This is a genomic window from Paenibacillus rhizolycopersici, assembly GCF_014947195.2.
Lineage (GTDB): Bacteria > Bacillota > Bacilli > Paenibacillales > Paenibacillaceae > Fontibacillus > Fontibacillus rhizolycopersici.
Genome location: NZ_JADCNN020000016.1, coordinates 19,958 through 31,723 on the forward strand (window position 1 = coordinate 19,958; position 11,766 = coordinate 31,723).

Genomic DNA, 11,766 nt, shown 5'->3' on the forward strand with positions numbered 1-11,766 from the left:
CACCCTATCGTCTAAAATGGAATACTAGAGGCGTCTCCGGTATTCGTTCTATCTATGCATGAGAGGTTTCCTCAAGATGTTCGTTTCTTCATCTAAACTAGGATCGTCATCATTCCGATGAATAAACCAAGCTTAACCTTTAAGCCCTTCCTAAATTTATCAAAATAGGAATGGGTGTTCCCATGTATTATACCTTTTTCATCCTATAGATGCAAACGGTAAGTCGAGAATAGGAGTTGTACACAATCCATGGATATTGCAACGCTGATAGGCATCATTGTCGGAATAGCCGCCTTGGTTGGCGGATTTATGCTGGAAGGCGGTCAATTGGGTGGTTTGCTGCAGATTACCGCCGCTTTGATCGTGTTTGGCGGCACCTTCGCCGCAGTGTTGATCAGCTTCCCCGTCGCCAAGCTGCGTACGGTGCCGAAGGCGTTGGCGCTGGCGTTTATGAGCAAATCTCCTGCACAGGATGACGTAATCGAGGATATTGTCGGGATGTCATCGATCTCCCGTCGCGAAGGCGTATTGGCCTTGGAAAAAAAGGCCGCTGAGCATCGGGATCCTTTTCTGCGCGAAGGCATTCAGCTTGTGGTGGACGGTACAGACCGCGCGATGGTACGGCAAATCATGGAGCTTGAAATCGATGCTGTATCGAAAAAATATGACGGCTACGCCAAAATATTCGAATCGGCCGGCGGGTACGCTCCAACGATGGGGATTATCGGCACCGTGATGGGGCTCATCCACGTGCTCGGCAGCTTGTCCGAACCGACCGCGCTGGGTCCTTCAATTGCGCTTGCTTTTACGGCGACGTTATACGGGGTGGCCAGTGCCAACCTGATCTTCCTTCCGATCGCCTCCAAAATCAAAGCGCGCTGCGATGACGAGATCGACCGGATGGATATGATGCTTGAAGGGATTTTGTCGATCCAAAACGGCGACCATCCTTTGCTCGTGCGACGAAAGCTGGAGTCTTTTACCGCGGAAACCACACGGCTTCTGCCTGATAGCGAACCGGAGAAACCGGCTGGATTCGAAATCGGCTCCCGCATTCGCGGCTCTGAGGAGAATGAGCGATGAGACCGTCCAGCAAATCGGGCAAGAATTCGGGACCGGAACGTTTACTGCGAGAACCCCGCAGGCGCGGACGCCGTGCGGAGCGCAACGAAACGAAGGACCGCTGGTTGATCACCTATGCGGATTTGATTACGTTGTTGTTGATTTTTTTCGTGATGATGTATGCCATGAGCCGATTAGACGTGGAAAAATATGAAGTCGTGACCTCCTCCCTCCAGCAGACATTCAAAGGCGGGGATTCCATCCTGGAGCTGGGCAGCGGGATTACCGGGATGGAGGGAAGGTACAACCACAAGAATCCGCCGGCTTCAGCCGATAACGGCAGCAAGCAAGGCGAAGGGAAAGGCACTACGGGGCAAGCGGACAGTACGGGCCAAGGGCCGTTGACGGAGCGGGAGCTCGCTTTTCGCAAACAAGAGGAAGAACTCGCGAATTTAATGAAACTGATCGAGGCTTATGTCAAGGACAATTCGCTCGAGGATCAAATCCGTGTGACCGACTTGCCGAAAGGCATCTCGATCACGTTAAGCGACCGGTTCCTGTTCGACACCGGACAAGCCGATCTGAAGAGCGGTTCGGCCAAAACGCTAGCCAAGCTGGCCAGCTTGTTCCGGCAGCTCAATACGGTGATCAGCATCGAAGGCCATACCGATAGCCTGCCGATCGTGTACGCGTCGGAATTCAAGGACAACTGGGAGCTGTCGGGGGCCAGAGCGCTCTCGGTGCTGCGGTTCTTCGTGGATAAGGAGAAGCTGGACCCGCAGCATTTCCAATACGCCGGTTACGCCGACACTCGCCCAGCCGCCGATAACGACACCCCCGAGGGCCGCCAGAAGAACCGCCGGGTGGAGATCACGGTGTTACGGCAGTTGCAGAAGTAGGGGGCGCGTCGTCGGGTGTGTATCCGCGCCGATGGCCCGGGCCCTTTCCCGCGAGCCTAGCTCTAACGGACCTCAGTGACGTTATTCGCTATTTCCCGGCCTATTTCCCCAGCTAACGGACTGAAGAAGCCTTATTGGCTAGTTCATCGGCGCTAATGCTCGAATTTGCACCATATAACGTCTCTGGGGTCCGTTAAAATCTACAACTGATGTTTACGGACTAAATAAGGGCCACTCGGTCTGTTAGCAGTAACAATTGGTAAGGAACAGCCTACTGAACCATTGCCAGCAGACACTAAAAGCGATAAACTATGCTCAAACAGGCCGTGAAGCACACGCCGTCTTGATCCTTCTACCCTTTATTGGTGGAATGGGATCGGGGCGGCGTTTTTGTTTTCACCATATGGAGGAAGGATGAGTTGAAATGAAATTTGATCAAGCCTTTAATGCGTGGATGGCACGCCAAATGGAGGAAGAGAAGAACCCTAGACGGTTGGAGCTCCTCACAAAGGGATTGGGACACGGCACCATGGAATTTTTGCGGCTCGTCTGGTACCCTGCCGTAGGTCAATTCGATTTCTTATACGCGGAATGGGAGGTGCGGGACTTCAACAACGGTTACCGATACTTGGACCTCGCTTATATCCCTGGGTCAGGATCGGTGAAAGGGGCTATTGAAATTCAGGGCTACGGCCCCCATGCAAGAGATCTGGACGTACGGCGCTTCAAGGATTTATGCTGGCGGCACAGCTTACTGGCGTTAGATGGCTGGACGTTACTCCCCATCGCTTATTTGTCTATCGTGGAGGAGCCGAAGCAATGTCAGCAGTTGGTCTTGTCGTTTATCGGAAGGTTTATGACTACAGCGATACAACCCGACTTGGATTGGCTGGAGGCGGAAACGGTACGATTTGCACGGCGGACAGTACGGCCCTTTAGCCCACTCGAGCTGTCGGAGCATTTACGGATTACGGACCGTCACGCCAGACGTATTTTGCATGGGTTGGCTCACAAACAGCAACTAGTTGTTGCCAGCGGAACGAGTCGTTATCGGACTTATCGTCTTGCTCGTTAGGGTCTTGGAAATTCCCGCACTTTCCCGCACTTTCCCGCACTTTCCCGCACTTTCCCGCACTTTCTCGCACTCCCGACCCAGGTTCTAACGGACCCCAGTGACCTTATTTGCTATTTCCCACATCATTTCCCGCTCTAACGGACTGAGGAGCCCTTATTTCAGGTAAAATGGCATAGTTAGACCGGAATCTAGTCAAATAAGAGCATCTGGGTCCGTTAAATCCCCCATAGCTGCGTATCCCATGTAAATAGCGGCATCTAGGTCCGTTAAGCAACCAAAAACCCGCCGGGGAGAAAAACTCCCAGGCGGGTTTTGTTATCCGCGCTGCGCCGAGGCGTAGGGTGCCCCCGGCCCGCGCGCTCCCTACGCCTCGGCGGCCGGCCCATCGGCCGCCGCCGGCGCACCGCCGCCCGCCCGCGCTTCGCGCTGCGGCGCGGGCGTGGCGCCCCGAGCGCCACGCACCGCGCGGGCGCTCGTGCGCGGGCGCAGTAGCTGCAGCAGCGATAGCGGCTGCAGCCTTACCGCCGCCGGCGCCAGCTCATCCGGCGCGAGGATCGCGCCGAGCTGGTGGTGATCGCCGGCGTAGATGGCGCGCTGGAGGAATTTACTCTCGCCCGCGAGATTCAGCACCTCCAGCTTGCAAAAAGCCGGGTTGATCCGCAGCGCTGCATGCAGATCCTCCTTGGTTGGCACCGGCACGCCGTTGACCTTCACGATCGACTCGCCAGCCCGGATCCCAAGCTCTTCCGCCGGACTGCCCGGCAGCACCGCAAGCACCTTCAGTCCCCCCTGCGGATGGACGAACAACGGGCTGCGTTGCTGCTCTTCGAAACGGCTCAGCCAAATCAGCGCTTCGTGCAGCACAAACGCCGCGAGTGCGGCTACCGGCAGCAGCGGGCTCCACCACGCCGTTAACAGCGCCAATACCGTGATGACCGCGCCGTAACCTAACAGCCGGCCGGACGAGATGCGGGCTTTGTCTTTTGGCAGCAGCCCCATCGTCATCTCCGAGAACCCAAGCACAATCGGCAGCGCCATCAATCCAAAGCCGCCTTGCCACGCATCCCCGCCGAACAACGGCGTCCACGGCAGCACCCCGCCCGTGGTTTGAGCCGGAATAAGCAGGAATAACGGCACCGGCCACAAGCTTTGCATTTGGTACCCGCCGATCAGCTTGCCCCGCTTCCCTTCGTAAAACAACGGTCCGGCAAACGACGCGCCCTGCCACCGTACCAGCATGCCCTCAACTAGATGCAGCAGCCCAACAAGACAGAGCAGCGCCGGGATGTCCAGCTCTCGGACGATACGCACGACGTCGCCCACGAAGCCGCTGCCCGCAAATCCCGGGAACAAATTCAACCCGAACTGAATTAACCCGAGTATACCCACGGAATAGGCCAGGCATAAATAGCGTATGCGGAACAGCATCAGCACGATCGTAACCGCCCAGAGGCAGAGGATCCCCTCCATCGTCAGATTCATTCCCAGGAATACGAAGACGACGGAAACCGCCAGACCCGCCAACAAGCCGGCAAGAACGGTACGCCAAGTCTGCAAGCCCCAGCTGTGCAGGCGAACATGGAACAGACGGCGCTCCAGCACAACCTGCCTGCGATAGATCAGCAGGACGACGATGATCGAAATATAGTAAAACGGCTGCAGCAACAGCTGCACCCCTGCTTCCGCCAGACTCCATAATCCTTCCAGAATGAGATCCAAGAGGTACTCACGCTCCTTTATGTTAACTTATACACTTCCGCTAATCAGAAAAAAAGAGGGCCGGATTTCAGCCCTCTAAGGGATTCGACAATTATGAGGTGATTTCCTTCCGTACAACCTCGAGTGCGCGATTTAACTGCGCATCGTTTTTCGGATCGCGGATTTGTTTAATGACGCTGCTCTCCAGCGCCTCGGCTGTTTTCGCATCCAGTACGCCGTTCACCGTGAGCTTTTGGTCGGTCTGGAATTTCTTCAACGCCTTCTCGGTATTTTTATCGAAGTAACCGTCCTTCCGGCCCGGAGCGTATCCGAGTCCATCCAGCATCGTTTGGGCGCTTTTGATATCTTCGCCGAGCATATCGTATTTGTACGTTTTTTCTTTATTGATTGGGGCTACCGTAAAATAGTCCGGTTGAGACACCGCAATATCCGGCTTGATCCCCTTCTTGTGAATCCATTCGCCGTTTGGCGTCAGCCACTTGGCGATGGTGATTTTCAGCAGGCTGCCGTCCCCCATCTCCTGGCTATAGCTCGATTGCACTGTACCTTTACCATAGGTGGCTTCGCCAACCAGCTTCGCTCCCGCGGACTCCTGCAACGCTCCCGCTAGGATCTCCGAGGCGCTTGCGCTGCCCTTATTAGTGACGACAACGATCGGATAGGATTTGCCGCTTCCTTTGGAAACCGACTGTTGCCGGCGTTTGTACTTATCTTCGATTTGAACGATGGCTTTGCCCTTCGGCACGAACACCTCGGACATCGCTTCGACGACGTCAAGCACCCCGCCCGGGTTGTTCCGAACGTCGATTACCAGACCCTTCATGCCCTGTTTCTCCAAGGCAGCCAGCTCTTTTTTGAAACGATCGGCCGTATTCAAGGAGAACTCGGTAACCTCGATGACTCCGACCTTTCCTTCCTTCATCTCCGCATACACGGTCTCTAGGGCGATGTCGTCACGAACGATTTTAAATTCCAGCGTGCTGGCTGTTCCAGCCCGTTTGACCTTAACCGTGGCTGTTGTGCCTTTCGGGCCGCGAATTTTGGCCACCGCTTCATTCAAGCTCAATCCCTCGAACGATTCGCCGTTTACCGACAGCAGGATATCCTTCGGCTGAATGCCTGCCTTTTCCGCAGGAGAGCCTTTGATCGGGGACACGACGACCACATTGCCGTTCTCCATGGAGACCTCTGCCCCAATTCCGGTAAAAGAACCCTCAATCTGCTCCGAAAATTGCTGCGCCGTATCAGGCGCCATGTAGGAGGAGAATGGATCCTCCAATGCATTCATCATTCCATCAATTGCGCCATCAATCAATTTGTTCGTATCCACGTCTTCGACGTAGTTTTTCTGGACGAGCTGCAACGCCGTCTCGATTTTTTTGATGTTTTGCTTCGAGCCGGTGCCGGCCGTGTCGGCAAAATTTCCGCTGCGCAGCGGTCCCGTACCGGCAAAGCTCCATTCCCCTGTCAGCGTTAATGTCAACAAGCTGCTAACCAGCATGGCTGCGACAACGAGCAGGGTTACCGTACGACCTTTAAACATCCTAGATCACCGCCTCTGAAAAATAGTCGTTATCAAATTGGTGCTAATAACCCCATTTGATAACTCTCATCTAAACAACGTGCCGGGTCCTACCGGCCCGTCCGATTTTGAACGTCCCATAGTATATGTCCCGCCCATGAGAAATATTTACAATATAAGGTTGTTTTCAAATCGGCTCCTTAGCACGATGTAACTTCATGGGGGTCATTTCGACGTCGAATCTTGAATTCAGCCGAGCCTTCCGTTGCTCACGTAGCCTACGACTACGCTCCGCTACTCAGTCTCTAGCTTCATCCAACCTTCTCGGTGCTAATAACCCAATTTTAAAACTTTCATCCAAGCCAGGTTGTTTTCAAATCGGCTCCTTAGCACGATGTATCTTCATGGAACTAATAACCTTGATCAAACGGGGAAAACGGACCCTTGCCCCAAAAGAGGCGGTATCCGTTTTCGCTCGAACACTATAGCTATTTTATTACAAATAAGGCATCGGGTCCACCGGATTTCCGTTAATCCGGACTTCAAAGTGGCAATGCGGGCCGGTCGAGTTACCGGTGCTTCCCACTTCGGCGATTTTTTCGCCTTTCTTGACTTGCTCGCCTTTTTCTACTTTAATTCCGCCGTTGCGGATATGGCCGTAGAGCGTCCACACGTTGTCGCCGTGGTCGATGATCACCGTATTACCGTACCCACTCCACCATTCTGCAACGATGACGACGCCGTCCTCAGCCGCATGGATATCCGTACCTTGGGGGGCCGCGAAATCCACGCCGGTATGTTTCTTTTTCACGCCGGTAATCGGGTGAATCCGCGTACCGTAACCGGAGGAGATTCGTGCACCGTCCACCGGCAGACCAAACGAACCGCCGTTGCCTTTGAAACCGCCCGAACCGTTAGAACTCTTTTTATATTTATAAACCTGAGCCGCCTTCAGCTTGTTCTTCTCTTGCTCCAAAGCGGCCCGTTTCGTTGCCAGTTCAATGAGGAGCGCTTCCTGCTCTTCGCTAATGTCTTCGGATTGTTCAATGTCGGCGTTGTATTTCGCGATCAGTTGCTGCTTCTCGTTCTCTTTAGATTCCAAATCGCTCTTGCGCGATTCAGCATCCGCGTAAAGCTGTTTCACTTTTGCATAATCTTGCTTCAGCTGTTGCTGCTGCTGCACGATCAGTTCCTTGTCCCGTTTGTGCTCATCCAAAAGAACATGGTCCTGGTTGGCGATCGCCTGTAAGGAGTCTGCCCGTTCCAGGAAGTCGGTAAAGCTAGTGGAGGACAACAGCACGTCCAAATAGGAAACGACGCCATCCGTATACATCAACCGGACACGGGTATCGAGCAAATGTGAGCGTTCCTCGATCCGCGCCTGGGTCTGATCCAATTTCTCCGCGGTCGTCCGCAGGTCCTGCTCGGTCTTATCAATGTCTAGCGAAATTTGGGTCAACTCGTTGCTGACAACTTCGATCTGCCCCATCAATTGTTTCAGGTAATTGGTGTTTTTATTGACGTAATGCTGCGCTTCTTGTTTCTGGTTTGCGGCATTTTCCTGTTGCTTTTTGGCCTGCTTGGCCTGTTCCTGAAGCTGCTTCAGCTCTTTGTCGATCTGGCTGATGGTTTTCGTTTTGGCGAAGCCTTCGGTAGGTTGGAAGATGAAAGCGGCTAATGCAACAACGGTGATCGTGGTTATCCATTTCTTCAACTTCGTTTCCCCATCCTTCGTATAAGGTAGTTAAAAATACGGCTTTTGATCGCGATGTAATTCTCCGAAGCAACTCGACGTCGAATCTTGAATTCACCCAGTCGCTCCGTAGCTCACGTAGCCTCCAGCTACGCTCCGCTACTCACTCCCTAGCTTCATCCAACCTACTTGGCGCTGAAAAGCCGGATTTTTAACCTCATTAAATTTATTAAGTTCAGCTTTTGATCGCGATACACTATACCTTCAGAAACTTCCGGATCGACATCGTGCTTCCCCAAACCCCGATCAAGAATCCCAGCCCAACGAGTAATCCGCCCAATTCCAGGCCAATCTCGCTTAACGGAACCAACTGAAGGGCCAGGGTGACGTCGGCTTTCACCGAGGATACCAGTTCGTTGTAACTGAAGAACAACACGCCAACGGTGATCAGGGAACCGATCAAACCGATCATTGCGCCTTCCACGAAAAACGGCCACCGAATAAAGGTATTCGTCGCGCCGACCAGCTTCATGATACCAATCTCACGGCGACGGGCCAAAATCGTAACTCGGATCGTATTGGAGATGAGGAACATCGCCATCAGCCCTAGGCCAGCCACAAAGGCAAAGCCGATATTGCGGATCGCCCGGGTGATTTTGAATAATTTCTCCACCGTGCCTTGTCCGTAATTGACTTTATAGATCGGCTTCTCCTCGTACTTATCATTTAGCGCGGTAATTTTGCTTGCTACATAAGGCGCGGTCGTCGGCTCGATGACCTGCACTTCGAACGTGTCGGGGATCGGATTCGTCGTTTCGTCGTAACCCTCCAACAAGTCCTTGCCTTCCTCGCCAAGCTTTTCCCGGAAATCCTTCAAGCCTTCGGCTTTGGGGATCAGCGTGACTTTGCTGACTTCTTCCATCGAGCCAATATCGTTATAGACCTGATCGCGTACCGCTTCGGTTACATTTGTGTTCAGATAGGCCTTGATCTGCACTTGGCTGTCCGCCTCATCGGCAAACGAATTGACATTCAGCACAAGCAGGGTAAACACGCCTAAGATCAGCAGCGAAACGATAATCGAGGTCACGGACGCCACCGACATCCAGCCGTTACGGAACACGCTCTTCGCGCCCTCCCGCAAATGCCGCAAGAAGGTGCTAATATTCATAACCGTATTCCCCTCTCAGCTGGTCTCGCACGATATTGCCGTGTTCGATCGCGATGACGCGTTTGCGCATCGTGTTCACAATCTCTTTGTTGTGGGTAGCCATAACGATGGTAGTTCCGCGGAAATTGATTTCATCCAACAGCTGCATGATCCCCCAGGAGGTCTCGGGATCGAGGTTCCCCGTGGGCTCGTCCGCAATAATGACGGACGGATTATTCACGATCGCCCGGGCGATCGCCACACGTTGCTGCTCTCCGCCGGAAAGTTGGGAAGGATCGCGGTTGGCTTTATTTTTCAGCCCGACGAGGTCGAGCACTTCCATCACGCGTTTCTTGATGATCTTCTTGGGGGCTTCGATGACCTCCAAAGCAAAGGCGACATTCTCGTAGGCCGACAGCTTCGGAAGCAGCCGAAAATCCTGAAAAATAACCCCGATATTTCGGCGCACATAGGGAATTTTGCGAGGTTTGAGCTTGCCAATGTTAAAGCCATTGACGGAAATCTGCCCTTTGGTAGGCACTTCTTCCCGGTAAATTAGTTTCATGAAGGTCGATTTCCCTGCACCGGAGGGACCAACTAAATACACGAATTCATTACGGTCGATTTTGATCGAAACGCCTTTAAGGGCGTGGGTTCCATTCGGATACGTCTTCCAGACATCCTGCATTTCTATCACTTAATCACGTCCTAGATCTATGATTCCGTTCTATAGATGACCCTTTTTTACATTCGACATGTTCCTGCCAAATCCTTTAAAACCTGAGTAATTTCCTTGAAGTCCGATTTTTATTGTAACAAAGATGTTACCTTTTGAGTACCCGAAAGTTTCCGACATTTTGATCATACATATGGTTGTACCACGTTCTTTTCTATTAAATATAGGTCTTTAGATAAAGGAGCCGGTTATGAAAAAGAAACATTTGGCAGTGATCTTCCTAGGTGTCGGGCTCCTCGGCACGGCGTTTTGGGGAGCGTTAACTTTATATGTCTCGCAGGACAGCTTGCCGTCAGGTACCCTTGTGGCCGGATTGGAGTTGGGCCGACGCCATCGGGTGGAAGCCTTGCAACTGCTCGACCAGGAAATCGCCGCATTAAGCCGAAAGCAAGTAGTGTTTGCGGTGGACGGCAGTGTAAAAACGATGACCTGGGCGGAGGCTGGGGTTACGTTTGGAACGGAACCGTTTAGGGAGGAGGTGCGTCGGCTGGGAGAGGGATCTTTATGGGAGCGGCTGCAGACCAGAAGGAATTTTGATCGGCAGTCGATGCTTACCTTAACCTTTGATCCTCGGAAACTGCAGGCGGTATTTACCCCTGAATGGGAAAAATCCCAGTTTGGCTCTCCGGTCAACGCCGTGCGGACGATCACCACGGACGATCAGATCCGTTATCAGCCGGGAACCGCTGTGAAACGCATCGATTGGGACCGCTTGTTGGAGATCGTACCGACGCGGCTCGGGGAGGAAGTGCGCCGACTGGAAAGTAATTCATGGCGTAAACCAATACCGACACAGGAAACGTTGTCGTTGTCTTTGTCGAAACAGCTTCCAACTCTGCGATTTACCGTGCCGCTGAAAACCGTGCAGCCCAAGGTCACCTTAGATCTGCTCAAAAAAGAAGGCATCCGCCGCAAAATCGTCCAATTCTCCACCAGTCTGCGGACTAGCGGGGTCGGTCGGGTACATAACGTCGACTCGGCGGCCCGCAGCATCGATGGGACCGTGCTGGCCCCGGACGAGATTTTCGATTATGGCGAAGCGATCGAATATGCCGAGAAGACGTTTGGGTTCCAGGAAGCCCCGGTTATATTTGGGGGCAGGCTGGTGCCCGGGGTCGGGGGCGGGATCTGTCAGGTGTCGAGCACGCTCTACAATGCGGCAGTTCGAGCCGGGCTGTCGATCGTGGAGCGGCGGAACCATTCCCTGCCGGTCAGCTATTTGCCTAAGGGGCAGGACGCGACGTTCGCTAAAGGCTACATTAACTTCCGCTTCAAGAACACCTCCGGCCACCATCTTCTGATCCGCGCCACGGTGGAAAATAGCCAACTCACCGTTAAACTATTCGGCGATATCCCGGGGAACATCAGCTACTCGCTCGAATCCCGTACGACGGAGATCATCCCTCCACCAAACAAATATGTGGCGAATACCTCCCTCCCAGCCGGAAGCCGTCAGGTGCTCGTACATGGAAAACAGGGGTATGTCGTTGAAACGTATCGGATCAAAATGGTGAACGGCCGCGCGGTCGACCGCACGCTGCTCTCCAAGGATACGTACCCGGCTCAGCCGACAGTGATCGCCGTGCGCGATACGAAGGGTGGCGCGGCTGGCGGCGGCAACTCCAACAATAGCAATAGGAGCGGTCATCCCGAGGGTACGCCGTCGGAGCGCCCTCCCAAACAACTTTTAGAGGACGGCGTGAACGGTCCGAATTTTCGGTAAGCTTAGGTGGGGGGCTCTCCCCCCTCCTTTAACCCACTCGAAGAAGGAATAACGTTAAAATATCATCCTATTTTGTCGTTCCTGCGGAATTTGCGTTAAATAGCGTTAATATATAACGCTAATCCACCGTGTTTCAGCAAAATCAGGGGCTTGTGAGGAGAATAGCGACATTTTATCACTTTATTTC

At 53.3% G+C, this 11,766-nt stretch carries 9 protein-coding genes; 4 read left to right on the forward strand and 5 right to left on the reverse strand.

The features are described 5' to 3' along the window. Positions 1-249 precede the first annotated feature (249 nt). From IM700_RS16220 to IM700_RS16230, 3 genes are all read left to right on the forward strand, one after another. Complete coding sequence (locus IM700_RS16220; protein ID WP_193417888.1) at positions 250-1,083, forward strand: flagellar motor protein; 834 nt, start codon at positions 250-252, stop codon at positions 1,081-1,083. Beyond that, a complete protein-coding gene (locus tag IM700_RS16225) occupies positions 1,080-1,961 on the forward strand; it encodes an OmpA/MotB family protein (protein WP_193417890.1) in 882 nt (293 codons plus the stop codon). The genes IM700_RS16220 and IM700_RS16225 overlap by 4 nt, the downstream gene beginning before the upstream one ends. A gap of 424 nt (positions 1,962-2,385) precedes the next feature. Further along, the gene (locus IM700_RS16230) at positions 2,386-3,036 is read left to right on the forward strand and encodes a transcriptional regulator (protein WP_193417892.1); all 651 of its coding nucleotides are present in this window, start codon (positions 2,386-2,388) and stop codon (positions 3,034-3,036) included. Positions 3,037-3,399: 363 nt separating this feature from the next. Here IM700_RS16230 and IM700_RS16235 read toward each other — a convergent pair whose 3' ends face one another. The 5 genes from IM700_RS16235 to ftsE form a co-directional block, all read right to left on the reverse strand. Beyond that, positions 3,400-4,755 carry a PDZ domain-containing protein gene (locus tag IM700_RS16235; RefSeq protein WP_193417894.1) on the reverse strand — a complete coding sequence of 452 codons (1,356 nt, stop codon included), beginning with the start codon at positions 4,753-4,755 and terminating at the stop codon, positions 3,400-3,402. A 91-nt stretch (positions 4,756-4,846) separates the two neighbouring features. Further along, a complete protein-coding gene (locus IM700_RS16240) occupies positions 4,847-6,298 on the reverse strand; it encodes a S41 family peptidase (protein WP_193417896.1) in 1,452 nt (483 codons plus the stop codon). 475 nt (positions 6,299-6,773) lie between these two features. Then, positions 6,774-7,991, reverse strand: a complete 1,218-nt coding sequence (locus IM700_RS16245) for a murein hydrolase activator EnvC family protein (protein ID WP_155608194.1) — start codon at positions 7,989-7,991, stop codon at positions 6,774-6,776. A 235-nt stretch (positions 7,992-8,226) separates the two neighbouring features. Further along, positions 8,227-9,141 carry a permease-like cell division protein FtsX gene (gene ftsX, locus IM700_RS16250; RefSeq protein ID WP_193417898.1) on the reverse strand — a complete coding sequence of 305 codons (915 nt, stop codon included), beginning with the start codon at positions 9,139-9,141 and terminating at the stop codon, positions 8,227-8,229. After that, entirely contained in the window at positions 9,131-9,817 is a 687-nt protein-coding gene (gene ftsE / locus IM700_RS16255) for a cell division ATP-binding protein FtsE (protein ID WP_193417900.1), read from the reverse strand. The genes ftsX and ftsE overlap by 11 nt, the downstream gene beginning before the upstream one ends. A 229-nt stretch (positions 9,818-10,046) precedes the next feature. On the opposite strand from ftsE, the gene IM700_RS16260 reads away from it, so the two are divergent. After that, positions 10,047-11,579, forward strand: a complete 1,533-nt coding sequence (locus IM700_RS16260; RefSeq protein ID WP_193417902.1) for a VanW family protein — start codon at positions 10,047-10,049, stop codon at positions 11,577-11,579. Positions 11,580-11,766 lie beyond the last annotated feature (187 nt).